The organism is Streptomyces sp. NPDC003635 (genome assembly GCF_053587635.1).
The window spans coordinates 1-24,378 of sequence record NZ_JBSFOK010000077.1 but is presented as its reverse complement, the minus strand read 5'-3'; the positions used below and the strand labels follow the sequence as shown (position 1 = coordinate 24,378).

Annotated in this window: 16 protein-coding genes and 2 pseudogenes; 10 read left to right on the top strand and 8 right to left on the bottom strand. The window is 70.9% G+C overall.

Annotation, left to right across the window (positions count from 1 at the left end):
• Positions 1–67 precede the first annotated feature (67 nt).
• Entirely contained in the window at positions 68–2,308 is a 2,241-nt protein-coding gene (locus tag ACWDRW_RS38465; RefSeq protein ID WP_451732655.1) for a hypothetical protein, read from the bottom strand.
• Positions 2,309–2,389: 81 nt separating this feature from the next.
• Between ACWDRW_RS38465 and ACWDRW_RS38460 the strand changes: the two genes are divergently transcribed.
• The 4 genes from ACWDRW_RS38460 (at position 2,390) to ACWDRW_RS38445 (ending at position 5,578) form a co-directional block, all read left to right on the top strand.
• The gene (locus ACWDRW_RS38460) at positions 2,390–2,587 is read left to right on the top strand and encodes a hypothetical protein (RefSeq protein ID WP_451732652.1); all 198 of its coding nucleotides are present in this window, start codon (positions 2,390–2,392) and stop codon (positions 2,585–2,587) included.
• Positions 2,588–2,804: 217 nt separating this feature from the next.
• Positions 2,805–3,467 (top strand): N-acetyltransferase family protein, encoded by a 663-nt coding sequence (locus tag ACWDRW_RS38455; RefSeq protein ID WP_451732649.1) that lies wholly within the window; start codon positions 2,805–2,807, stop codon positions 3,465–3,467.
• Positions 3,468–4,628: 1,161 nt separating this feature from the next.
• Positions 4,629–5,015, top strand: coding sequence for a hypothetical protein (locus tag ACWDRW_RS38450; RefSeq protein WP_451732646.1), 387 nt, complete (start codon positions 4,629–4,631; stop codon positions 5,013–5,015).
• A 53-nt stretch (positions 5,016–5,068) separates the two neighbouring features.
• Positions 5,069–5,578, top strand: coding sequence for a hypothetical protein (locus ACWDRW_RS38445; protein ID WP_451732643.1), 510 nt, complete (start codon positions 5,069–5,071; stop codon positions 5,576–5,578).
• A 335-nt stretch (positions 5,579–5,913) separates the two neighbouring features.
• Here ACWDRW_RS38445 and ACWDRW_RS38440 read toward each other — a convergent pair.
• Together ACWDRW_RS38440 and ACWDRW_RS38435 are read right to left on the bottom strand one after the other, a co-directional pair.
• A pseudogene (locus ACWDRW_RS38440) lies at positions 5,914–6,099 on the bottom strand (SGNH/GDSL hydrolase family protein); the annotation flags it as partial.
• Between the two features lie 769 nt (positions 6,100–6,868).
• Positions 6,869–7,711: a helix-turn-helix transcriptional regulator gene (locus tag ACWDRW_RS38435; RefSeq protein ID WP_451732641.1), complete on the bottom strand. Its 843-nt coding sequence runs from the start codon at positions 7,709–7,711 to the stop codon at positions 6,869–6,871.
• Between the two features lie 104 nt (positions 7,712–7,815).
• Here ACWDRW_RS38435 and ACWDRW_RS38430 point away from each other — a divergent pair, with 104 nt between their 5' ends.
• The 4 genes and pseudogenes from ACWDRW_RS38430 to ACWDRW_RS38415 all read left to right on the top strand — a co-directional run bounded on the left by ACWDRW_RS38430 (position 7,816) and on the right by ACWDRW_RS38415 (position 11,382).
• Complete coding sequence (locus tag ACWDRW_RS38430) at positions 7,816–8,523, top strand: SDR family NAD(P)-dependent oxidoreductase (protein WP_451732638.1); 708 nt, start codon at positions 7,816–7,818, stop codon at positions 8,521–8,523.
• 77 nt (positions 8,524–8,600) lie between these two features.
• A complete protein-coding gene (locus ACWDRW_RS38425) occupies positions 8,601–9,044 on the top strand; it encodes a nuclear transport factor 2 family protein (protein WP_451732635.1) in 444 nt (147 codons plus the stop codon).
• Positions 9,045–9,487: 443 nt separating this feature from the next.
• Positions 9,488–10,370 (top strand): annotated as a pseudogene (locus ACWDRW_RS38420) (replication-relaxation family protein).
• A 421-nt stretch (positions 10,371–10,791) separates the two neighbouring features.
• On the top strand, positions 10,792–11,382 hold the full coding sequence (locus tag ACWDRW_RS38415; protein WP_451732632.1) for a hypothetical protein: 591 nt from the start codon (positions 10,792–10,794) through the stop codon (positions 11,380–11,382).
• A gap of 1,134 nt (positions 11,383–12,516) precedes the next feature.
• On the opposite strand, the gene ACWDRW_RS38410 is transcribed toward ACWDRW_RS38415, so the two are convergent.
• The 4 genes from ACWDRW_RS38410 to ACWDRW_RS38395 form a co-directional block, all read right to left on the bottom strand.
• Entirely contained in the window at positions 12,517–15,303 is a 2,787-nt protein-coding gene (locus ACWDRW_RS38410) for a SpoIIE family protein phosphatase (protein ID WP_451732629.1), read from the bottom strand.
• A 225-nt stretch (positions 15,304–15,528) separates the two neighbouring features.
• Positions 15,529–16,212: a GGDEF domain-containing protein gene (locus tag ACWDRW_RS38405; RefSeq protein WP_451732626.1), complete on the bottom strand. Its 684-nt coding sequence runs from the start codon at positions 16,210–16,212 to the stop codon at positions 15,529–15,531.
• A gap of 322 nt (positions 16,213–16,534) precedes the next feature.
• Positions 16,535–17,362, bottom strand: coding sequence for a class II aldolase/adducin family protein (locus ACWDRW_RS38400; protein ID WP_451732623.1), 828 nt, complete (start codon positions 17,360–17,362; stop codon positions 16,535–16,537).
• A 26-nt stretch (positions 17,363–17,388) separates the two neighbouring features.
• Positions 17,389–18,879, bottom strand: a complete 1,491-nt coding sequence (locus tag ACWDRW_RS38395) for a sodium:solute symporter (protein WP_451732620.1) — start codon at positions 18,877–18,879, stop codon at positions 17,389–17,391.
• Positions 18,880–19,189: 310 nt separating this feature from the next.
• Here ACWDRW_RS38395 and ACWDRW_RS38390 point away from each other — a divergent pair, with 310 nt between their 5' ends.
• Positions 19,190–20,824 carry a PucR family transcriptional regulator ligand-binding domain-containing protein gene (locus ACWDRW_RS38390; RefSeq protein ID WP_451732617.1) on the top strand — a complete coding sequence of 545 codons (1,635 nt, stop codon included), beginning with the start codon at positions 19,190–19,192 and terminating at the stop codon, positions 20,822–20,824.
• A 783-nt stretch (positions 20,825–21,607) separates the two neighbouring features.
• On the opposite strand, the gene ACWDRW_RS38385 is transcribed toward ACWDRW_RS38390, so the two are convergent.
• Positions 21,608–22,582 (bottom strand): hypothetical protein, encoded by a 975-nt coding sequence (locus ACWDRW_RS38385; RefSeq protein ID WP_451732614.1) that lies wholly within the window; start codon positions 22,580–22,582, stop codon positions 21,608–21,610.
• Positions 22,583–23,445: 863 nt separating this feature from the next.
• On the opposite strand from ACWDRW_RS38385, the gene ACWDRW_RS38380 reads away from it, so the two are divergent.
• The gene (locus ACWDRW_RS38380) at positions 23,446–24,243 is read left to right on the top strand and encodes a hypothetical protein (protein ID WP_451732611.1); all 798 of its coding nucleotides are present in this window, start codon (positions 23,446–23,448) and stop codon (positions 24,241–24,243) included.
• Positions 24,244–24,378 lie beyond the last annotated feature (135 nt).

Genomic DNA, 24,378 nt, shown 5'->3' with positions numbered 1-24,378 from the left:
GAAACAAGACGCCGCATGCCTCCCTCACTCCGAGCCAGACCATGCCTGACCAGCGCAAATCAAGCGATCACGTTCGGTTGAGATACGGCTTCTGACGCCTCATGGCCAAGTGATACAGGGCGTCGCTGTTGCCTTGGTCGGCGGCAAGGCGGTGCAAGTCGTGGATGCTCTGGTGGTCCTCGGCTTCCTCTCGTTGGCGCACCAGGGCAAGGAGGGCGTGGGTGCTGCCGAGGTGTGCAGCCTGGTGGTACAGCTCTCCGGCACCCTTGGGGTCTGCGGCGTTGTCCCGTGCTCGGGCCAGAAAGCACAGGGCGTGGGTGCTGTCGTGGTGGGCGGCGTGCCGGGCCAACGTCTGAGCGCCTTCTGGGTCTCCGGCTTCCTGCCGCATCTCGGCCAGAAAGCACAGGGTGTAGGGGTAACCGTGGTCGGCGGCCAGCCGGGCCAGTGCCTCAGCACCCTCCCGGTCGTCGGCTTTCTCTCGCAGCTCGGCGAGTTGGTGGAGAGCCTGGGTGTTGCCTTCGGCGGCAGCCAGCCTGGCCAGATACTCCGCGCCCGTTTCATCTCCGGCCTGGTGCCGCATGACAGCCAGGCGCTGCACGGCATGCGTGTTGCCTTCGGCGGCAGCCAGCCTGGCCAGACTTTCCGCGCCCGTCTCGTCCCCGGCCTGGTGCCGCATGACAGCCAGGCGGAATCGGGCGTCGTTGTCGCCGTGGTCGGCGGCCTGACGGTACAGGTCCGCTGCTCGGTCCATGTTCCCGGCGCGCTCTTGCATGTCGGCCAGCTGGCATAAGGCTGCAGGGCTGCCGTGGTCAGCGGCGCGGTGGCGGAGGTAGTGAGCCCATTGCAGACGATGGCGGTAAAGGGCCGCTCGGGCCAGGTGGTCCAGATCGCCGGGGTGGGTCAGATGAGCGTGGGCGGCGTGCCAGAAGGAAGTCGGCGGGCACACAGCGATGCGTGTGGTACGGCCGTGCTGCTCGAGGTAGTCAGCGAGCCGGAAGAGCGGTCCTGCAGACGGTGACGGCGCATCGTCCGGTGAGGTGGGCAGGGGCGGGCGTCGTCTGGGCCGCGGCACGGTGCGGCGCAAGGGTGATTGTTTGCCGTGCACGGGTTCGGCGAGTTCGGCGAAAGCCCGCTCGGCCCAGTCCTGGCCGAGCTGGTCGTAGTCGGTGTCCGTGAGGTAGTCCACGGCGGCGTCGGTGAGGAAGGCCTGGGGCAGGTGCAGGCCGACGCCGAGACGGCGGGCGTCCATCGCTGCGTGAAGCACTGCTGTGGCTGCCGGGGTTGCGTGCAGGTAGCGGTTGAGGAGTTCGCGGGCTCCGGCCAGGTCTTGCGTCACCCGTCCGTCGTCTTGGGCGCGGGTCAGTGCGTCGGCCAGCAGCTGGTCGCCCTCTCGCGCCAGAGCGGCTGCACGGGCCAGTGCATGCGTGTCGAATGTCTCCGGGACGGGCACGGTGTGCCCGGCGAGCAGTTCCCTCACCCGGCTGTGCGGGTCTTCCTCACCCGGCGCAGGCAAGGCGGTGTAGCGGGCGGCGTACTCGGGCCAGAGCGTGCCCAGCACCAGAACGGGGCTGCGCTGGGGGTCGGTGAGGAGGTTGTGCAGGGCGGCGGCGATGCGCTCGCCTGCTGTGCGGTCGCCCAGGTAATGCTGGGCTTCGTTCAGCCACACGACGGTATGAGGCCCCACACGGTGCAGGTCCTCCAGGGCGGCCTCGGCGCGGGTCGGGTCGAAGGGATGCCACAGCCGCCAGTTTCCGCCCAGTGGCTGTACCGCCTCCCAGCAGGCGCGTGTCTTGCCTGTCGAGGAACTGCCCACCAGGACCACGATCTGGCTGCGCCCGCCGGCAGTTGCGTGCACCGCGTCCGCAAGCGCCACGTCATGCCGGCGCTGTACGTAGCCGGGCAGGACCTGCCCGCCCCGCGCGGGACGGGCGTCCACGGGGGCGTGGCCTGCCGGGTGGACCTCCAGGTCGTGCGGTCCCCACTCCCCGATCGGCCGTCCTGGCCCTGGCTGTTCTCCACCCGCACAGGCGGCCCGCCTGAGCATCTGCAACTCTTCCACGGGCAGCTTCAGCGCGCGGGCCAGCGCCGCGACCGTCCCCGCAGACGGCACGGGCCTGTGGGGGGAGAGCGCCTCCGACACGGTGGTACGTCCCAGCCCCGCGCGGGCGGCGAGCTGTGTCTGGTTCAGCCGGGACGCAGCCAGTCCTTCGCTGAGTCTGCTGCGCAGGTCGGTGACCGCAGAACCGCGGCCGTCGTGCTGATCGTGCATCTGCTCGCCCCCGCTGTCGTGGTGTGCGCCGGTGTTCATCTTCGTCGCGGCGAACCCCGGCGGACACCGTTTCCGCGACCGTCGCTGACGTCAACACCCTTCGTGGACAGGGAGTCTGCCGTGGCTGTCGCTGTTGTCCTGCTGACCACCGCACTCGTGATCGTCGTCGCGCTCCTCGCCGCGGCCGCGGCGGGAAAACTCGCCCGCATGGACGGCGCAAGCTACCCCACCGCACTCACACGCGCCGCTGTCGCCTTCGCCGCGGCCGTCACCCTCGCCGCCACCGTGGCCAGCACCCTCACCATCGTATGCACCTGACCAGCGCACAAAAGGACCCGCCATCGAAGCCGCCACCTACCCGCCCCCCACCCGCATGCAACCCCCCGCCCACGCTGGAGTCCGCCTGCGGTCTGAGCATCCCGGGCGGGTCCGCCGCCCAGGTCGGCATCCTCGGCTCCCCACCGAGAAGGCAGTTTCGGCCAGTTGGCGTTCCGACATCGATGGCTCCGGCTACGACAGCTCGCTGGGGGCGACCGTGAGCAAGCAGCCGCCACCGCGGCCGGCGCCCAGGGTGCCGCTGTGGCGAGCAGCCGCATCACCGCGCGCCTGGAGCGGGTCACCGCAGCAGCCCGCACGCCGAAAGGACGCCCGTGACCACGCCTGCCCCCTCACCCTCACCCCCTACGGGCACGCCGACGCGGCAGCCATCCGCGAGCTGCTGCTGGACGTACACGACGAGGGGTACGAGGACAGCGGTGATCCCCTCGCCGGGCGCGATGCGTTCGCCAAGTTCGCCGACCACTGGATGTCCCGGAGGGAGTTCGCCTGCGTCGTCGCATACGACCAGAGCGAACCCGCCGGCTACGCCTATGGGGCACCCCTGAGCTGCGTCACCGCATGGTGGGCCAACGTCACTCCCGCCCTGCCGGAAGAATGCACCACCGAAACCGGCACCCGCACCTTCGCCCTGTCCGAACTCATGGTCCGCACACCCTGGCGCGGCACCGGGGCCGCCCGGGCCATCCACGACGCGCTCCTGCGCCCACGCAGCGAGGAACGAGCCACCCTCCTGGTCCACAAAACCCACCACAAAGTACGCGCCCTGTATGAGCAGTGGGGCTACCAGAGGGTCGGAGAAACCATCCCCTTCCCCGGCGCACCACAACTGTGCGCCATGACCCTGCAACTCACCCCCTAACCCACCACCCCCGGCACCCCCACCCCGCAAACAACAGCCCCAACACCGGGCGGCCGGCCCGGCCACAGGCAACACCCTGCAGCTCCACGACCTGTCCGTGCCCGACGGTTGACCAAGGACTACGAGGCCCCGCGGTTCACCCCCGCGTCGGCGGGGAGCACGGCCCCAGCACCTCGACGTGTTCCGGCTGGAACGGTTCACCCCCGCGTCGGCGGGGAGCACGAGGTCCCTCCCTCCGCCGCCAGGCCAGCGCACCGCTGGCCGCCTGCCGCGTCCCCCTTCGGCGAGCGCGGGGCGGCAGACCCCCAGCCCGTCCCCTCAAGCCCCGTGGAGCCGCAAGTCCATGACCAGCCCGGGCCGGACCACCGCCACGCCAGCCGACCTTGTGAACGTCACCACCAGCCCCCGCGACGGCAACGCCGTCGCGCTCGAGCTGGGCGGGGCGACGCGCGGCAGCATCCACGTCACCGGCACCACCGCCTGCACTGGGACCAGTTCACCGGCCTACGCGCCTGCCCCGGCCCCCGTGATGGCTCTGTTCAGGCGAACGGGTCCTGGCGCAGGTTCTGGGGTGCGGCCACGTTGAGCGGCGGACCACCTCGTGGTTGACCGATCCCGGTGGCGGGCACGAACTCGGGTCAGCCCCCCGCCTCGGCTGCAGGCCTCCTGCCCAGGAACTGCTTCGCTGCCTCACCCCAGCTCTCCTACCAGCCGTCCAAGCTGTGCGCGCAGTGCACCAGGGGTTCCAGCTCTTCCGGGTAGCCGAGGTCATAGGCGACGTCTGCCCAGATCAGGTGAGCGCCGGCAGCGGGATCCAGGGATCCGTCAGCGATCTGACCGGCGATCCAGCAGGCCATCGCCCACTTCGCGGGCCGGCGGGTCTGCGGGCGGGCGGAAGAAGAGTCCCAGCTCCTCCAGTAGGCGGTCGAAGAGCTCCGGCGCTTCCGGCTCCTCGCTCCGCAGGAGGCCGGCCGGCGGCCCCGCCCGATCCCCACCAGACCGACCACCTACATCCGCCCTACTACCGCACCGACGGCACCCGCGTGCGCGGGCACCACCGGACCATCAGCCCCCGCACCATCGCCGTCGCAGCGGGCACAGGGAGCGGAGGCCTGATACTCCGGCTGGGTGCCTCATCTGCCAGCGCCTTACTCTGCTGCCATGGGATACGCATTCACGTTCGAGCAGCCTGCTCCTGGCGGCACGTTCAGCTTGAACAACTGGCAGATGGGCTTTGTCCGGGAAATCATGCGGGAGGCCGGCGCTGCGGCCGGGCAGGGTCTGGAACCGGCATTGCGTACGCCCGGACTGGAACCGGCGGAACACACGGCAGACATGAACAAGTTCCTTTCGAATGGGAACTGGCATGTCAGCGCGGAGGAGGCTGGCTTCATCGCCATGCGCCTGCGCCTGGCGGCGAGCAAGGGCGTGATCGCTGACGTGCTGTCGTTCTTCGACGATGCGCCCGATGACGTGGGGCAGTGGGTCAGCGACTTCGCGGACTTCAACGAGCGGTCGGCCGGTCAGGACGGCTACCGCGTGAGGTAGCCGAAACCCGGCCCACCGGGGCGTGGACGCAGCGTGAAGGAAATCATGGACGAGTGACACCGGCCGAAGCAGCAGCAATCGCTTTCCAGGACCATGCCGCTCTGTGGAGCATGGGGGAAATCCCCGCGAGCGACGTGGTGAAGGCCGCCTGTGATGCGCTTGTCGCCGGACTCGACACCCCCGGCCTTCGCATCCTCGCCGCCTGCACCCGCGCCGAGGCGGACTACGACGTTCACGACCTGCTTCCCGCAGCACTCGACGAACTCGGCCTCGCCTTCTATCCGTTCGGCAGCAAGGCCGGCCAGGAAGCCGCCGTGCGGGCCCTCGCACGGCGCATGCTCGCCGGAGAGCTCACGCCCCGGGACTTCACCTTCCGGATTCACCAGCAGCACGGCCATGAGCTGCCGCTGACCGAGCGCCTCGCTGAACTCGACGACGAGTACGACACCCTCGAAGACGGCGACACAACCGTGGACCAGGTCGATGCCGAGGTCACCACCGAAGCCCGCCGCCTCGCAGCCCACCCCACGCCTCCCCCCGAACCCCCACATCCGCGCAGCTGATGCACACAGACCGGCCCCGCGAGCTCCCGCTGAACAGACTTCGCCTTTTTCCTCAACCCACGGCCCTCACCGGCCTCGGTTACTGGCAGAGCCGCGTCATCAACTCTCGCCCGTTCCCCGGTGAAACCCCACCTGCCGAGGACCGGGTGTGATCCCCAACTAGGTATCGGCTCCAGGTCCCGCCGCCAGCCTCGGTGAACCGTGGTGGTGGCTTTGGCGTGGTAGCCGAGAGCGCTCGAGACGGTCCGGTCGTCGTTGCCTGCCCGGCAGGGGTGACCACCGTAAAGACGCAGGAAAGGGGCCGCCACAGGAAACCGGCTACACGCTCGGGCCGGGAGCCAGGTATCAATCACCTCGGCGACAAGGGCGGCGCCGCGGCTGTTGTGATGGATGTGGTCGGTCGCGGGCACGAGACCCCGGCGCCGCGAGATCGTGTCGAGGCTGCGGCGCAGCACGGCGCGCCGGACGAGGACGCCGGCGCTCGCTGCGGGCGTCGGGTCCCGGCAGGGAATCGGCGGCGGGCCCAGATTCAGTGCTCGCCAGGGGTCGCGCCAGGAGATGGTGGCCGCGCCGGTGAGGCGGCGGGCCATCAGGTCGGTCATAGCGAGGTGGATCATGGCTGCGGGACGGGCGGGCAGGGTCGCGGGCGGGCAGGGTCGCGTAGTCGCGGGCGAGGCGGCGCTGGGACATCGGCCATCCGTAGGTCCGCTCCACAGGCCGGCGCTTGGGAAGGGGAGTGCATCCCCCTGGGCCCGAGGGTGTGTTGAACGATTTCCCTGTCGATGCGAGCTGGGTGGCGCGCTCGACGAGGTGCTGGCGAGAGCCGCCGTCGGCCCAGACTGTGCGGAGGGTGGGTGGGCGGCGACCTGGTTGATCAGGTGGGTACCGGCGGTGGAGTCCTGCACGCTCGCGGCCGTGACCAGTACCGCGAGCAACTGGTTGAGGGTGTCGGTGACGATGCTCCGCTTGCGGCCGGGGGCGTCTTCGCATCGCTGGATGGAGTGAGACCTACGGTCCCGGCCTCCACGGCTCCCGTGGCTCCGTGCCGAGCGGACTCTGCTGGTGAAACGGCTCAATCTCGGCCCTCGCCCGGCTTCCAGGACACCGATGTGCGCTGAGCCGTTGACGTTGGTATCCCATGGGAAAGCATCAGGGCGGTGTCATCTCGGTGGTGAGCCGCCGGGGGGCAGATTCCTGCACCTGGAGCGGCCGGAAGCTCTGCGCTGACCTCCCGCTGGAGCGATGCGGGGCTTTTGGTGCGGGAGCGTGCAGCCCCGGCAGCGGGGTGTGTCAGGTCAGGGTTTGGGTGCCGATGGCTGCGAGCAGGGCGAATTGTTCGGCTGTGGCGGTTGCCGGTGGTGCGGAGCAGATGGCGATGCGCAGGTCGTTTCCGGGGATGGTGAGCGTGTCGCAGTCGACGGTGACGGGGCCGAGGTCGGGGTGGTGGACGGTCTTGCTGTCGGTGGTGTGGAACCCGACCGTGTGGGAGTCCCACAGGTCCTCGAAGCGTTCGCTGGCGCTGCGCAGGCTGGTGATCAGTGCGGTGAGGTGCGTGTCTTTCGGGTAGCGGGCGGCGCAGGAGCGCAGGTCGCAGACGAGGGCTGTTTCGAGCCGGTTCTGTTGGTCGGGGGTGTGGGTGACGCGGGTGGGCAGGTGGGTGAAGTGCCGCCAGGCGATGTTGCGGTCCTTGCCGCGCCAGGGCGAGGGGTCGCCCATGAGGGCGGCCCACAGAGGGTTCCAGGAGATGAGGTTCCAGGCGGCGTCGTGCACGCTGAGGGGGCTGGCGTTCAGCTGGTCGACAAGGCGCTGGATGCTGGGCGGGATGTGCCCGGAGATCTGGCCGGTGGTGGGTGGTGCCTGGCCGGCGAGGAGGTAGAGGTGGTCGCGTTCGGTCTCGGTCAGGCGCAGGGCGCGGGCGAGGGAGGCCAGGACCTGCCCGGAGGGTGAGGTGGCGCGGCCTCGTTCCAGGCGGACGACGTAGTCGACGGAGAGTCCGGCGAGCTGGGCGAGCTCTTCGCGTCGCAGCCCGGGGGCGCGGCGGACACCGCCGAGAGGCAGGCCCAGGTCTTGGGGGCTGGTGCGGTCACGCCAGTGGCGCAGGGCCTGGCCGAGGGCTGCGGGATCGTCGTTCACGCATCCATTGTCCGCCGGGCACGGTGCACACAGCCTGGTACTGGCCGACCCCCCGCTGAGGAGGGCTCTCCCTGTTGGTGGCCGCAGCGCGCAGGCTCAGTGGCATGACAACAGTCACCGTGATCACCGGGGCCAACAAGGGTCTCGGTTTCGAAACCGCCCGCCGCCTCATCGAGCTGGGCCACACCGTCTATGCCGGCGCCCGCGACGCCCACCGCGGCGAGCAGGCCGCCAAGGCCCTCGGGGCCCGCCCGCTGCTGATCGACATCACCGACGAGGCGTCGGTCGCCGCGGCCGCACACCAGGTGCAGGCCGAGGCGGGCCGGGTGGATGTGCTGGTCAACAATGCGGGCGTCGCCGGGCCGGCGGCGCCGGCCGGTGAGCTGACCGCCGGCGACCTGCAGCAGGTCTTCGACACCAACGTCTTCGGGGCTGTGCGCACCACCCGCGCTTTCCTGCCCCTGCTGCAGGCCGCGGCCCGTCCCGCGATCGTGAACGTCTCCAGCAGCCTGGGCTCGCTGACGATCAACGCCGACCCGGCCGCCCACACCGACATCCTGGATGCGTGGGCACCGCTGCTGGCCTACAACTCCTCCAAAGCCGCGCTGAACATGCTGACCGCAATCTACGCGCAGGCATTCCCGCAGATCAGTGTGGTCTCGGTCGATCCCGGATTCACCGCGACCGACCTCAACGGCCACCAGGGCACCCAGAGCGTCGAGGACGGCGCGGCGGTGATCGTCGCAGCCGCCACCGGCCCCGACGCCCCCAGCCCCGCCTTCCTCGGCGCCACCGGCCCCGTGCCCTGGTGACCTCTGCGCCCTTCCCGTTCATGCGGCCGTGGACCGCGGCCGCAGCACACCACCCCGAAAGAATGATCATGAACAGCATGCACCAGAAGTCCCTCGCCACCGCCCAGGCGTTCATCACCGCGTTCGAGAACCGCGACCCGGCCGCGGTGGCGGCCCTCCTGGCGGAAGAGGCGACCTTCGTCATCCCCCTGTCGATCGCGGGCACCCCCGAGCCCTGGTACGTCTTCGACAGCCCCGCCGCCGTCCTCGCCTACATCGAGTCGGTCGCGGCGAAGTTCGACCACGTCGCCTTCCCGGACAAGGCCTGGACGGTCAGCGAGGACGCCCGCTCGGTGTTCCTCCAGGCCAACGGCGACATCCTGTCCAGCGCGGAGAAGCTCGTCTACAACAACGTCTACATCTTCCGCATCGACGTCGCCGACGGCCACATCACCAAGGTGTGGGAGTACGCCAACCCGGTCGCCTACGCCAACCTCAACATCGCCGACTCCGAAGCCGAAGCAGCCGCCCAAGACCGCTGACCTGCACACCCAGCAACCTCACAGACACCCCCCCCGGGCAGACCACAGCAGTCCCCCGGGGGGACACTTCTGTAGGGGGGTGCTCCTATCCGTCCGGTCAAGGGCCGCGGGCCCGGGCAGGCCGTCTGTTCGCGTCCGGGCGGATTGTGTGCCGCCCGATGGCATGAAAAGGAAAAACACGGCGCGCCCGTCCGTGCTGTCTCCGCCTGCACACCGGGACGGGCTCTGGTGCACGGCGGCACGTCAACGCCGGCCCGGACGGCGGGCCCCGGGACATGACACCCCCTCACCGGCCCATGGCCGGGCACGGCCGGGGACAGGGGCCGGCCCGTAGCGGGGCCCAACCACGGGGCCCGACCACCAACGTCGTATCCCCACCGTGCCCCTGGTCGCAGCCTCACGGCCGCCCGCCCAGTCGAGAACCGCAGGTTGCCCTCCCTGCCATGCCCCATGCCCCCTCCCCCGGGCCGGCGCCCAGCCCCACCGAACCCCTGCACCTGCACATCCTGACCGCACTCTCGCCCTGCACCGCATGGCCACCACCGGCCAACTCCACCTCACGCTCCGCCCGGACGAATCGCGTCACCTCATCTCCCGGGTGCTGAACACCCTGCGCACCACGGGCTTCACCGACCGCACCCCGCTGCCCCGGCCGCGTACGCACGCCTGGTACCGCACCCCCGAAGGAGCACGCCAGACCCGCGACCTCCCCGCCCTGCGCGGACGCCCCCCACCCCATCACCACCACGACCGCGGCATCGCTGAAGACCGCGCACACCCTCACCGCCGTCCGCGCCCACCTCGCCTTCGCGGCAGACGCCCGCCGCCACGGCCACGAACACGGCCCCTACGACTGGACCCCCGAAGTCGCCCACCCCATCGGCGAAGGCGAACGCCTCATCGCCGACACCCTCATGCACTACACCCTCACCGACGGCGAACACCGCACAAAACTCCGCGCGTTCGTAGAAATCGACCGCACCACCATGAGCAGCGAACGCCTCGCCACCAAACTCATCCACTACGCACGGCTGTTCCACCACGAAACACAGCCCGTCGGCTGCCGCAGGCCGACCACGACCGGCCCGGCCTGGCTGCGCTGGTATGCGGTCTTCCCCCGCATCCTCTTCGGCCTCACCGGCGCCACCCCCACCAGGCTCGCCCACCGCATCAGCGACCTGCAGGCCATGACCGCACAACACCCCCGCGTCACGGCCCTCGCCCGCACCGTCCCCCTCGGCGCCGCCACCCTCGAAGACATCGAACACCACAGCCCCAGCGGGGCCGGTGTGGACACCACTGGCCGCAGGCGAACCGCGCTCATAGACCGAGCTGTAACCACAGCGACCCCGCATACAGGCCCGAGGGATGCGGGGCATGCCCGATGCATGCGGCCTTACGGCTCACAACGCACGTCCTCGACGCTCACGGTGGACGCGCGGGGCAAAGAAGGCCACTCGCCGACACCACGCTCCCGCCCCACCGGGCGGCCGGTTGGGCGCTGCGTCGAGCGGACACTCGCCGGCGCGTGAGAGCGTGCAGCATTTGGCAGCCTCACACCGTCCCGCCGGGTGTCAGGCCTCCAGAGATCCACCCTGCAGCGCCGGTCCACCACTCCAAGGCTCTGGATCGGGACGGTGCGGTGTCGCGGGATTTCCTCCGGACACAGCTGCATCCACCCCCGCACGAGTGGAAGAACACCTCTCCGTCATCCGCACCATCCACTCGGCTTTGGGAGCCAACCACTATGACCCGCACCGCTGTTGTTGCAGCGTCAGCCGTCGCAGCCCTGGCGATCGCAGCCCCCACCGCCTCCGCCACCGGCCACCCGGTGCCCGTCAAAAAGGGCCACACCTCCGTGACCGTCGCCCCGGCCATCGCCAAGGCACTCCTGTCCAACGGCATCGCCCCCCTCGTCACCCGCCCCGGCAAGCCCTCCCTGACCACGGTCGGCGGCCAGCCCACCCTCAAGGCCACCTACCCCGTCACCGGCGGCTCGCTGACCACCAACCCCCTCGGCGGCAAGATCCTCCACAAGGGCGGCCTGAAGTTCACCAACGTCTTCAACGGCCGCTCCCTGGAGGTCAAGAACTTCACCATCGACCTCAACAAGGCCCAGCTCACCGGCCGCGTCGCCGGCACCGAGACCCGCGTCCCCGTCTTCAAGCTCGACCTGACCACCGCCAGCGTCAAACTCACCCAGCACGGAGCCGACGCCACCAACGTCACCCTCAAGCTCACCCCCGAAGCCGCCGGCGCACTCAACACCACCCTCAAGACCAAGATCTTCGCCTCCGGCCTCACCATCGGCACCGCCAACACCCACCCCCGCTTCTGACGGCCTGCCCTCCATCCGTCCGCCCGGTCCGACAGACTCGAACCGGGCGGCCGGTACCCGCGAAGGGACCAGGACCGCGCACGCTGTCTAAAGCGAGGCGTTGCCCGCCCGGCAGCCACGAGGTGCCACGGTCCGGCACTCGAACATCCCGGGAACCAACCGCTTCCTCGGAACGCCCCTTAGCAAGGGATGGGGACCTCCTCACAGCTCGCGGGATGCCGAGTCCCGCACTCAACCCAAAAGGCCCTGCCGACGAAGCGCCGCCCGGCCGCGCTCGCCGGCTCCAGTCCACTCACGGCTGCGACTGCCGCGCCCAGCAGGTGAGGAGAACGCGGCCTGCCGGCCACCGCGCCGGCCCCGACACCGCCCGGACACCAGCAACACCCAGCGGGCTGAAGTGAAGGGGCCTGCTGCCGGTTCCGGGCCGGCCGGCGGGCCGCGGCGGCCGGCCGGAAGGCTGCAGCCACCCGCAGACCATCGTCGCCATGCTCAAGGAAAACCAAGGGACACAGCCGGCCCTGACGCCCTACGGCCCCCTCCTCGGCCTCGCCGACGTCATCGCAAACCACGGTCTTCGCCCTGGCAGACCGCGCGGCGCCCCCCCGCGCTGTCGTCGATGTCCGCGCAGCTGCCCGCGACCACACACTCACGGCGCTTGGAAATGCTGAGGCACCAGCACGGCCGGGGGGTTCCGCTTGGGCGGTCTTCGCGACCGCCTCGGGACCGTTCAGTGGAGCGACGATGCAGCCTTCGAGGCTTCACGCCTGTCCCGGGAGGAGATCGCAGAGCTGCGGCAGTGGGCTCGGGAAGGGGTCAGCGACCATGAGCGGCGACGGAGCACGGGCCTGAACGGCGCCTGACAGCTCATCACCCCTTGCCGTTTGTCTTCCGTGCGTCTGGTCTCCGTGCGAGCAGGCCGTCCCCCGCCGCAGCCCTCTTGGGAACCTCCCGTGCCCTTAAGCGACTTCCCCACTGCGACGGCACCGTGGGGAGGCCGGCTGTGTCGAGCAGGTGTGACGTCGCTGGGAGGGGGCAGGCCCGCGGCTTTTTCACCAGGAGCCCCTCTGGATGGGCCAGTAGGTGCGCAGTGCCGTGCCTACGGGGCGGGAGGGGGTCAGGGCGGGGGGCGTTCGGTCAGAGCGGGGGGTCGTCCCATTGGCTGAGGAGGTCGTCCGTCGCGTCCGTGAGCGGCTCCTCGGGCCGGGCGTGCGGGTTCAGCTCGGCCCAGATGACCTTTCCGCGGGCCCGGTAGCGTGTGCCCCACCGTTCGGCGTAGTGGGCGACGAGGAACAGTCCGCGGCCGCCCTCGTCCGTGCTGGCCGCGCGGCGCAGGTGGGGTGAGGTGCTGCTGCCGTCGGAGACTTCGCAGACCAGGGTGTGGTCGTAGAGCAGACGCACCCCGATGGGCTGGTTCCCGTAGCGGACGGCGTTGGTGATCAGTTCGCTCAGGACGAGTCCGGCGGAGAAGGTGATGTCGTGCAGTCCCCAGGACTCCAGGGTGCGGATGCACTGGGAGCGGACGGAGCCCACGGCCTCGGGCTGTGCGGGCATGTCCCATTGGGCGACCCGGTCCGCGGTCAGTCGTCGGGTGCGGGCGATGAGCAGGGCGACGTCGTCGCCGGGGCGGGGCGGGAGCAGGGTGTTCACGACGTGGGTGCACAGCTCTTCCAGGGGGTCTTGTGCGTGTGCGGTCAGGGTGGAGCGAAGCTGCTCAATGCCGGTGTCGAGGTCGCGGTGGCGGTCCTCGATGAGTCCGTCGGTGTAGAGGACGAGGCGGGCGTGGGGTGGCAGGACGAACTCGGCGGCTTCGGCGGGCGTGGTGCCGCCCAGTCCCAGGGGCGGGGATACCGGGATGTCGGGGAAGGAGACGTGGCCGTCGGGGTGGATGACGGCGGGGCCCAGGTGGCCGGCGGAGGCGGCTGTGGTGTGGCCGGTGACGGCGTCGTAGATGACGTAGAGGCACCTCGCGCCGGTGATGCCGATGTCCTGTTCTTGTTCTGCGCTGGCGTTGGTGTCGATGTGGGAGACGAGTTCGTCGACGTGGCTGAGGAGTTCGTCGGGGGCCAGGTCGAGGGTGGAGAAGTTGTGGACGGCGGTGCGCAGCCGGCCCATGGTGGCTGCCGCGTGCAGGCCGTGGCCCACGACGTCACCGACGACGAGGGCGACGCGGGCGCCGGGCAGGGGGATGAGATCGAACCAGTCGCCTCCGACGCCGGCTTGTGCGGGCAGGTAGCGGTGGGCGACGTCGAGGGCGGACTGCTGGGGGAGGTTCTGGGGCAGGAGGCGGCGTTGCAGGGCGACGGCCACGGTGTGTTCGCGTGTGTAGCGTCGGGCGTTGTCGATGGCCACGGCGGCGCGGGCGGCGAGTTCTTCGGCCGAGGTCAGGTCGTCGGGTTCGAAGGGCGGGGTGCTGTCCGTGCGCCAGAAGTCCGCGAGTCCGAGCACGATGCCCCGGGCGCGCAGGGGGACGGTGATCAGTGAGCGGATGCCGTGGGCGACGACCTGGCGGGCTCGTGCGGGGTCCTGGGCCTGCCATCCGCGGGCTGTGCTCAGGTCTGCTTCGAGGACGGCTCGGCCGGTGGCCATGCTTGCGGCCATGGGGGTGGTGGGGGCGAAGTCGATGAGTTCTCCCAGCGGATACAGGGGTGCGTCGGGTGCCACGCCGGCCGCTGCCGTGCGGCGCATCCGCATGGTGCCCTCGCCGGGCTCGCCTCCGCTCAGGACGGGTTCGAGGAGCTCGACGGTGACGATGTCGGCGAACCGGGGCACCGCGAGCTCGGCCAGTTCCTCGGCGGTGCGGACGACGTCGAGGGTGGTGCCGATGGCCACGCCGGCGTCGTGGACCAGCCTGAGGCGTTCCCGGGCGGCCTGTGCCTTGTCGGCGAACGCGCGCAGTTCGGTGGAGTCGCGCAGGGTCACCGCGTTTCCCGGGGGTCCGCCGTAGGGGGCGGTGGGGCGCACGTTGACCGCCAGCAGGCGGTCTCGGGCCTGGTGCACCTCGTCACTGGCCACGCGGTCGCACACCATCAGGTCGGCGATGTTGGGGTCCAGGCTCAGCTGCGCCACGGGCCGGCCCTCGGCGTCCGGGGGCAGTTCCAGCAGGCGCCTGGCCTCGTCGTTGGCGAGGAGGATGCGCCCGTCGCCGCTGGTGATGATCACGCCTTCGCGGACCGCGTGGAGTACGGCGGCGTGGTGCTGGTACATCCGGCTCAGTTCGGCCGGGCCCAGGCCGTGGGTCTGGCGCAGGAGGCGTCGGCTGACCAGGAGCGATCCGGCCGCGACGAGGAGCAGTGCCGCGGCGGCCGACCCCAGCAGCAGGGGCAGCTGGTCGGTCACCGTCTCGTTGACGTTCTCCACCGAGATGCCGACGGCGACCAGGCCCACGACTGAGCCGTCGGTGTCGATGACGGGGACGGTGGTGTCCACGGCCTGTCCGACGGGGGTGTGGAAGACGCTCGTGTACGACTGGCCGGCCAGGCCCTGCTCGAAGGTGCCGGTGACGTGCCGGCCGATGAGGCTGGGGTCGGGGTGGGTCCACCGGATGCCCGCGGGGCTGAACGCGACGACGTAGTCGACTTCGGAGCCTGTGCGGGCGGCTTCGGCGGCCGGCTGCAGCAGGGCCGTGGGATCCGGTGATTTCATGGCGTTGAGGGTGCCGGGCGCGTGGGCGAACATCTCGGCGCCGGCCACGGAGCGCTGCCGGGCCTCGTCCATGCTGCTGTCGCGGGCCAGAAGCACGAGCGCGACCACGGCAGCGATGACCAAAAGGACGGTCAGCAGGAGCTGCAGAAGGAAGCCCTGGGCCGCGACGCTCCGTATGCCGACGAGATCGCGGGCGCTTCGGCCCCACGAGGACGGGGGGACCTGACGGGGGCGGTGGCCTGCACCCCCGGTGGACGAACCCCCGCCGGACGGGTTCATACACATTTTATACACCTTGCCCGGTTGCGGGTGGGGCGGGCCGCCTCGGAGCGGAACCGGCCGGTGCCCTGGCCTCGCGGGGCCAGAGCGCGGGAGGTGCACCGCCTCGGGGGCGGTCGTGGCCTGCGGTGGTGCGCGGGGCGTTGCGGCGCCGGGCTGCGGCCGCGGCGGGAAGGGGAACGAGGCCCGCGGTCCGCGCCGGCCGGCTCGTGGCGGGGGTGTCGGTCATGCGGCACCTGTCAGGGCGGTGCCGGGGCGTCCCAGGCGGCGGCCGTTGACGGTCGCCACCGTGAGGTCCTCGATCTCCGCCCATCCGTAGTGTCCGGAGCGCTTGGTCCGGTACATCGAGACGTCGGCGCCCCGCAGCAGGGCGGGCAGGGCACGGATGCCGAGGTGGTGGGGGGCGGCGGTGCCGATGGAGGCGGCGACGGCGAGCTCTCCGGCGGGGGTGGGCACGGGTTCGCGCAGGTGGTCCATCAGCCGTTGCAGGCTCTGCCGCATCGCGTGGTCGTGGGTGCGGGGGCGGATGCGGGTGGCCACGGCGAATTCGTCTCCGCCCAGGCGGCCGACGACTCCGTGGGGGCCGGCCCAGCGTGCCAGGCGCCGGCCGGTTGCGGCGAGCACGGCGTCCCCGGCGGCGTGGCCGTGGGTGTCGTTGAGTCCTTTGAAGTCGTCGAGGTCGACCAGGCAGATGAGGCAGTCCTTCTGGTGCCGGGCCAGCAGGCGCTTGGCGCGGCGTTCGAATGCGGCGCGGCGCTCGGCTCCGGTGAGGGGGTCGCGGCGTTCGGCTGCCAGGCGGCGGTGGAGGGTGAGGGCGTGCACGGCCCAGCCGGTGACGGGGACCGCGACGGCGGTGAGGACCAGAGCGCGCTGCCCTGCCGGGGTGGCGGCGCGCGGGGCGGTGTTCATTTGCGGGGTCTCGCTTTCGTCCTTCGGGAACGTGGTGACCGCCCCGGCCCTTCAAGGGCCGGGGCGGTCACGCGCTCCGCCGGTCCCGGGGGGAGGCCAGGAGCCGGCGGTGACGGCGGCCCGGGGGGTGCACCGGCTCCGGGCAGGGCCGGGGCCGGGGCGGGCGGCCGTCGGTGCTGGGCCGGCGGCCCGGGGCGGGCGGCCGGGAGGAGGCGTGGTGGAGTTGTGGGTCCGCACCCGCCGCCGCCCGGGCCGCCGCCCGCCGCCCGGGGAGGTGTTCCGGCCGGGGCGGCGCCGGCGGGTTGGGCAGCGGGGCGGGGGGTCAGTCGGCGTAGTCGGGAGCGATGCGCCCCACCAGCCGGAGCAGGGCCTGCCAGGCCAGGTCGTAGGCGTGGCCGTCGTCGAGGTCGGATCCGTGGTCCTCGCCGCGCAGTTGGCGGGCGGTGTGCTCGCACAGGTCGGCGGGGGGCAGGATCAGCGGGGTGTGGCCGGCCTGGGCGGTCACCTGGATCTCACAGGCCCTTTCCAGGTAGTACATGCGCAAGAAGGCCTGGGCGGCGGTCCTGCCGACGGTGAGCAGCCCGTGGTTGCGCAGGATGAGCGCGGGGTGGTCGCCGAGGTCGGTGACGATGCGCTGCTGTTCGTCGAGGTTGAGGGCGACCCCCTCGTAGTCGTGGTAGCCGACCCGGTGGTGGAATTCCATGGACATCTGGTTGACCGGAAGCAGGCCGCCGCTTTGGGCCGCGACGGCGCAGCCGGCCTTGGTGTGGGTGTGCAGCACGCAGTGGGCGTCGGGGCGGGCGGCGTGGATCGCGCTGTGGATGACGAAGCCGGCGGGGTTGACCGGGTAGGGGGTCGGCTCGACGGGCCGGCCTTGAAGATCGATCTTCACCAGGTTCGAGGCGGTGATCTCCTCGAAGAGGAGTCCGTAGGGGTTGATGAGGAAGTGGTGGTCGGGGCCGGGCAGCCGCAGGGAGATGTGGGTGAAGATCAGATCGGTCATCCGGAAGTGCGCGACGAGCCGGTAGACGGCGGCCAGTTCACGGCGCAGGCGCAGCTCTTCGTCGCCGTGGCGTGTGAGGGGGGCGGGCAGGGAGGCGGTGGCGCTGATGCGGGGGGCGGTGTCGGTCGGAAGGGCGTGGGTGGCCATGAGGGGCTCGGCTCCTGTCGGGTGCGTCAGAGGGCGGTCGCCGCGGTCCTGTCCTGCCGGGCGGCAGGATCGTCGCGGTCGTGGTCCTGGCCGGCGAGCCGGCGACGCCACTGCTCCAGGACGTGGGCCTCGGTCGGGCGGGTGGCGATGCTGATCACGAGGTAGGCGGTCAGGCTGGCGGCGAGGCCGTAGTAGATGGGTTCGTTGGCGAGCATGCCGTGGGTGGCCATCAAGGCGATGACGGTGACGCTGCCTGCGGTCATGGCCGCGAGGGCGCCCTGGAGGTTGCCGCGCTTCCACAGCAGGCCGCCCAGGATGGGCACCAGCAGACCGCCGACCAGGAGGTTGTAGGCGACGGTGAGGGCGGCCAGCACGTCGTCGAGCAGACAGGCCAGGGCGATGGACACCGCGCCCAGGATGATGATGGCGAGCCGGTTGGAGGCCACCTCGTCGTGGTCGCCGATCTGATGGCGGCCGCCGCGGCCGCCCAGGGCGCGCAGGCGGCGCCAGATGTCGTTGTTGGCGACGGTGGCGGAGGCGATCAGGGCCCCGCTGGCGGTGGACATCATGGCGGACAGCGCCGCGGCGAGCACCAGGCCCTTGACGCCGGAGGGCAGCGTGCTCTCCACGATGGCCGCGAAGGCGTTGTCGGCGCTGGAGAGGTCGGGGTGGATGACCTTGGTGGCCATGCCGATGACGGCGCCGGCCAGTGCGTAGAGCAGGCAGTACAGGCCGGCGACGGTGCCGCCCCAGGCGGCGACCTTGTCGCTGCGGGCGGTGAAGACCCGCTGCCAGATGTCCTGGCCGATGAGCATGCCGAACGTGTAGATCAGCACGTAGGTGAAGATGCTCTCGCCGCCGATGGAGCCGAACGACAGGTAGCTGTCGGGGAGTTGGTCGCCCAGTTCGGCGAATCCGCCCGCCTTGACGACGGCGACCGGCAGCAGGATCACCAGGACACCGATGCTCTTGACGACGAACTGCACCATGTCGGTGAGGGTGATCGACCACATGCCGCCGAGTGCGGAGTAGCCCACCACGATCGTGCCGCCGAGGACGACGGCGGCCCAGCGGGGCACATCGAACAGGACATCGAAGACGGTGGCGTAGGCGATGGTGGAGGTGACGGCGAGCATCAGGGTGTAGATCCACATCACCACGCCCGAGATGATGCTGGCGGAGTCCCCGTAGCGCAGGGACAGCATGTCGGAGACGGTGTAGACCTTCAGCCGGGCGATGCGGGCGGAGAAGAAGATGCTCAGCGCCAGCAGGCCGAAGCCGATCGCGAAGACCATCCAGGCGCCGGACAGACCGTAGGTGTAGCCCAGGCGCACGCCGCCGATGGTGGAGGCGCCGCCGATGACGACGGCGGCCATGGTGCCCGTGTACAGGCCCGGTCCCAGGCGCCGTCCCGCGACGAGGAAGTCGCTGGCGGACCGGGCCCGTCTCTTGCCCCACCACCCCACGGCGGCGATGCCCAGCAGATATCCGATGATCACGACATAGTCGACGCCCATGACGTCCTCCGGTCCTTGGCGGCCCGCGTCGGAGCAACGCGGTGCCGGCGTACGGGTATGAGAGGAGAGCGGCTGCGCGCGGGGCCGGGGGTGGGGCGGCGGCTGCGTTGCTCAGAAAAAAGGGGGGGGGCAGAGCCCGGCGAGGTCGCCGGGACGGTAACCGAAGGGTCTCTGCCCGGGTGTCCGGCTGGTGTGCGACCACCGTAGGACGGCACACCTTGACTCCGCAGTGGCGGATCTGTCTCTTATTAAGGTCGGCAAGGGATGAATCATCCCGCCGGTGATGCTCTGCTGACCGTAGGAAACGCTCATGCCGCAGACCAGCCCCGCCCCTCCCGCACCGCACACCCCGGCGGTGTCGCTGCACACCCTCCTCGCCGACACGGGCCTGGGCCTGCAGCAGCTCGCCGGGCCCCGCGAGGACCGCCTCGTCGGCACCATCGGCACCACGGAACTGGCCGACCCGGCGCCCTACCTGCTCGGCGGTGAACTGCTGCTCATCGCCGGCATCGGTCTCCCGGCGGACGCGGACGAGATCGACGTGTACGTGCAGCGGCTGGTGCAGGCCGGCATCGCAGCACTCGGCTTCGGCATAGCTCCGGTGCACGAGACGGTCCCGCCCGCCCTGATCGCCGCGTGCGACCGGCACGGCCTGCCCCTGCTGCAGATCCCCCGCCACACCCCCTTCGTCGCGGTCAACCACGTGGCGCACGCCGCCATGGCCGAGGCCCGCCTGCAGGAACTGCGGCAGATCTCCCAAGCCCAGGCCGCTCTGGCCACCGCCGCCGCCCGCCCCGACGCCCTGCGGGCCGTCCTGCACCAGCTCGCCACCCGCCTCGGCGCCTGGACCGTCCTGCTCGACCCGCACGGCACCGAACTGCTCGCCGCCGGCCCCCGGCCCGCCGCACCCGTCACCCGGCAACTGCACGCACTGGCCGCCCGCACGACCGCCGCCGTGCAGAAGCGCTCCCAGCCGGGACGGCCCCAGCCGCCCACCGCAGCCGCCGAACACCACGCCGGCACCCACCACACCGTCTACACACTTCCCGCCGAACAAGCCGACGGCCCCTTCGCCCTCGGCGTCGCCACCACCTGCCCACCCACCGCCGTGCACCGCTCCATCACCGGCACCGCCCTGGTCCTGCTCTCCGTGCTCACCACCCCCCGCCACGCCCTGGACACCGACACCCGCAGCGCCGCCGCGCTGGTCCGCCTCATGCTCGGCCGCAGCCCCGCCGACGTCACCCCGCTCCTCACCCCAGCACAGCCCGGCCACTGGACCGTCGTCCACGGCCGCCTCAACCAACCCGCCACCGACACCCCGCCCAGCAAGGGCCCCGTCCAGCTGGCCACCCTCGCCACCGCCCTGACCACCCCCTACGTCGACGTCGACGGCACCAGCCTGGTCGCACTCATCCCCACCGGCCCCACCCCACCCGCCGACCTCACCCCCGCAACCCGCCTGGGATGGACCCTCGGCATCAGCTCACCCGCCGCCGCCACCGACCTCGCCCTGGCCGACACCCAAGCCGAACGCATGCTCCGCCAGGCCCTCGCCACCCACACCCCCCAGCTCCAGCACCACGACCAGGACCTGACCCTGCACACCCTGGTCAGCGCCCACGACGCGACAGCACTCGCCCAAACCCGCCTCGCCCCGCTGCGCACAGCCCCCTCCCCCGGCCCAGCCGTCCTCCTCGACACCCTGCGCACCTGGCTCGCCCACCACGGCAGCTGGGACCGCACCGCCGCCGCACTCGAACTCCACCGCAACACCGTGCGCCGACGCATCACCAAAACAGCCGAACTCCTCAACACCGACCTCGACGACCTCGACGTCCGCATGGAACTATGGTTCGCCCTGCGATGGCTCCCCGAAGAACAACCCACCCCCCCACCCCACAACAACCAACCCCCACCCCCCGGCCCGCCCGCCAGCAGCTGACCCCCACCCCCCGGCCGGCCCACACCCGGCACCCGGCACCCGGCACCCGCAGGCCCCGCGGCACCCGGCGCTCCCCAGCAAGACGGAGCAGACCCCAAGCCCCTTCCGGGCAGCTGCCCGGCCGGCGTCCCGCCCAGTGATGCAACGACCGCCAGCCCGCCAGCACACGCCCCGCACCCCGCACCACCCGGCACCCGCAGGCCCCGCGGCCCCCGGCGCTCCCCACCAAAGCGGGGCACACTCCGAGCCCCTTCCGGGCGGCTGCCCGGCCGGCGTCCCGCCCAGTGATGCAACGACCGCCAGCCCGCCAGCACACGCCCCGCACCCCGGCACCCCGCACCCGGCACCCGGCACCCGCAGGCCCCGCCGCACCCGGCGCTCCCCACCAAGACGGGGCACGCCCCAAACCCCCTTCCGGGCGGCTGCCCGGCCGGCGTACCGCCCAGTGGTGCAGCGACGATCGTGGTGAAGCGCAGGCCACGGGCCGAATTCCACGATCACCGATCCACTCACATGATGGACTGTCAGGTCGAGAGCATCGGCGATGCCGCGCTGCCGATGGTCGGCGAGGTCATCCCACGGGCCCGCCGGAAGGGCAACTGCGACGAGCTGACGAGACGTCAGCCAACTGTCGGCACCCCGCAGGAAGCGGTGCGAACGACCTGCACCTTCGCCGCGATCCCGGCTGCACCACTCGACGGGGCACCACCCGCACCAGCCGCAGCCGCAGCCGCCCACAAAGACACCCTCACCCCCTCCCGCCCGCCGGCTACCGGCTACCGGCTAGTCAGAGCGCGTACTGCGCGACTGCGCCAACTCCGCACGCGCCCGCGCCTGCTGGAACTCCGTCACCGGCTCTCCCCCGGCCTGCCACGGCCAGTGCGTGACAGCACCACCAATGGCCCTGAAAACAGCAAGGGCCTCACGGCGGCGGTTGGCCTCCATCAGGGCGTAGGCCAGGGTGTTCAGATCGGCGAGGGCGGCAGCGTGACTGAGGAACAACGGCCGCGCCCAGTGCTGAGCGGCCCGGTCCAGCGCACCGGCCACCTGCGGGTCGGACCAGAAACTGCGCGCCATGAGACCCTCGACGCCTCCCCTGGCGGTGATGGACTGATAGTGCAGCACCTGCGAGGTCAGCTCCGTGCCCACACACGGCGCGTTCGCGGGGACACGCGCACGCAGCGAATCGACAAAGTCCAGCACCTGAACCCGCGAACCGCCCTCCTCCGGCATGAGGTAACGCATCATGCTCAGATACGCCTCCCGGTTCCAGCGATCACGCGCCACCACCTCGTTCCACACCCCGAAAACATCCGCAGCCCCCTGCCGCTCCAGCCGGGCCGTCTCCAGCAGCACAACCCACGGCGCGGGGTCCTGCGGCGCAAGCTCCGCCGCACGCAAACAATCGGCCCTGGCCCGGGAAACACCCCCCAGATCCCCCACCGCACGAGCCCGCACAACAGCCGACCACGCACCCAACACCAAAGCGCCGGCACTGTCCGGACTCAGCCGCACCCACTCCGACGGCACCCCCGACCTGGACAGAAAACGCGCCAGCACACCCAGCCGGAACGTCCTGCGGTCCCAGTCCTGCGACCGCGGCGCCAGAAAACCCGCCACCTGCGCCACACACACGTCCGCACGCGCCATCGCACCCGACTCCATCGTGGCCCGCAACGACCTCAACAACTTCCCCAGAGCCACATCATCAAGCTCCAGCGCCAAAACCGGCGTTCTCCTACGGATCAAAAAAGACATGCCGGCAGGCTAGAAACACCCGCCCACCTGACAACACCCCACACATGATCGTTACCCGAAAGGCATCACAGACCCCGTTACCGTCCCGTATGCCGGAACACACCACCACCAACACCACCACGACGTACAGCATCCACACCCAGAACAACGCCGCACAGAACGCATCCAGCGGCCCCCGGAACCCCCGCCACAAGGACCGGCACCCCCGACACCCGGGGCAGAACGTGAACCAAAGACACCCGACCCGCACACCCATCGCACCCCAACCACCCCGCGAAAAATGGGGCGTTCAAGGGGAGCGCGAGGCGTTCGGCCACGGCGTTTTCCGTCACGGCGTTCCGCGACGCCCGCCGCAGACGGCAGAACCCCACCCCGCAACAACCCAAGCAGAACACCACCACCCCCAACCCCCACCATCCACGACCACCCACACACCCCACACACCGCCCACTCCCCCGCCGCACCGCAGCCACCCACCGCACCGCAGCCACCCACCGCCGGGCCCGCCGAAGCCTCCACCACTGCCATGACCCGCACCGACCCCAGCAGAACACCCCCTGCGCCGCCATCATCTGCGACAGCCGATCACCCCCTGTTCGGCTTCTCCCACTGTCCATAGACAGATCGCCCGCGCGCGGCGGTCCCGGGCAGGGAGCCGCTCACCCGGGTCTGACCGGTGAAGAGTGGGCGGAGCCGTTGCTGCCGCTGTCGCGGAGGGGGCCGAAGTGGGCCCGCAAGAAGGCAGCATCGGCCGGGCGGAGAAGTCGTCGAGCAGCTTGGTTGACGGGATCCGTTCGCCTCACGGTAGATTGCGGTGGCTTGATCACGGCGGTGCCGGGGGGCATCTCAACGGGGGTACGGCAATGGTCTCTGCACAGATACTGGTCGGCGAAGACGGTGCGGAGGCCGTACTCGACGACGACGGACTGCGGCTCGTCGACCGACGTACCCGCACCCAGGTGCCCCTTGCTGTGGTTCAGGAAGTCCGCAGCGATGGCGGGCGGCACGTCGAGATCGTGCTGACCGACGGTGTTCTGCACCGTGTCGACGGCGGCAACCCGACGGCGGCCACCGCCTTCGCGAACGCCCTCGGCGACGCGCTGCCCGCCCAGCGCGACCCCGCCGGCAGCGCCGCGGTCAGGGTCACCGATCTGACGCCACAGCCGGAGCCGGAGCAACCGGTCTACCACCCGAAGTACCGTCGGCGGCAGCTGATCCTCCTCGCGCTCGTCCTCACCTACGCCGGCTACACCACGGGCGTCGGCGTCGCACTCGGAGCAGACAAGCTCCCCGCCCCCCTTGGCGCGGTGATCCCACTCGCCCTCGGCGCAGCCCTGCTGATCCTTGCTCTGGACGTCACGCTCGTCTATTACGCGCTCAAGAAGCGTGGAATCACGGTGAACGCCACCTTCGACTTCCAAACCAAAGACAAAGCAGCCTGGTACAAGTACACCAGCCTCGACGGCGTCGAGCACAGCGGACGGGGCAAGAACCGCGGACCGGTGACCCGCGTCGCCTACGACCCGGACAACCCCCGCGACTACTCCTTCGACAGCTCCGGCACCGACACCCTCCGCCGGATCTGCCCGCCCGCCCTCGCCGCCCTGCCACTGCTGGCACTCGGCATCTACCTCGCCCTGACTCCCTTCCTGGTGAACTGAAGCCTGGGCGCAGGCAGCTCGGCCCGCACGTATGGAAGGACTGAGGTTCCCCCGCCGTGCGGTAGGTGTTGATCAGCTGGTCAGAGCGGGTTGACGGGTGTTCAGGTTCGTCGGTTCGGCCGTCGCCTGCTTGGC

Bases quoted from the DNA above. Each gene is read 5' to 3' on its own strand.
- ACWDRW_RS38465 (WP_451732655.1), bottom strand. From the start codon at position 2,308: ATGAACACCGGCGCACACCACGACAGCGGGGGCGAGCAGATGCACGAT.
- ACWDRW_RS38450 (WP_451732646.1), top strand. From the start codon at position 4,629: ATGGGATACGCATTCACGTTCGAGCAGCCTGCTCCTGGCGGCACGTTC.
- ACWDRW_RS38430 (WP_451732638.1), top strand. From the start codon at position 7,816: ATGACAACAGTCACCGTGATCACCGGGGCCAACAAGGGTCTCGGTTTC.
- ACWDRW_RS38425 (WP_451732635.1), top strand. From the start codon at position 8,601: ATGCACCAGAAGTCCCTCGCCACCGCCCAGGCGTTCATCACCGCGTTC.
- ACWDRW_RS38415 (WP_451732632.1), top strand. From the start codon at position 10,792: ATGACCCGCACCGCTGTTGTTGCAGCGTCAGCCGTCGCAGCCCTGGCG.
- ACWDRW_RS38410 (WP_451732629.1), bottom strand. From the start codon at position 15,303: ATGAACCCGTCCGGCGGGGGTTCGTCCACCGGGGGTGCAGGCCACCGC.
- ACWDRW_RS38405 (WP_451732626.1), bottom strand. From the start codon at position 16,212: ATGAACACCGCCCCGCGCGCCGCCACCCCGGCAGGGCAGCGCGCTCTG.
- ACWDRW_RS38400 (WP_451732623.1), bottom strand. From the start codon at position 17,362: ATGGCCACCCACGCCCTTCCGACCGACACCGCCCCCCGCATCAGCGCC.
- ACWDRW_RS38395 (WP_451732620.1), bottom strand. From the start codon at position 18,879: ATGGGCGTCGACTATGTCGTGATCATCGGATATCTGCTGGGCATCGCC.
- ACWDRW_RS38390 (WP_451732617.1), top strand. From the start codon at position 19,190: ATGCCGCAGACCAGCCCCGCCCCTCCCGCACCGCACACCCCGGCGGTG.
- ACWDRW_RS38385 (WP_451732614.1), bottom strand. From the start codon at position 22,582: ATGTCTTTTTTGATCCGTAGGAGAACGCCGGTTTTGGCGCTGGAGCTT.
- ACWDRW_RS38380 (WP_451732611.1), top strand. From the start codon at position 23,446: ATGGTCTCTGCACAGATACTGGTCGGCGAAGACGGTGCGGAGGCCGTA.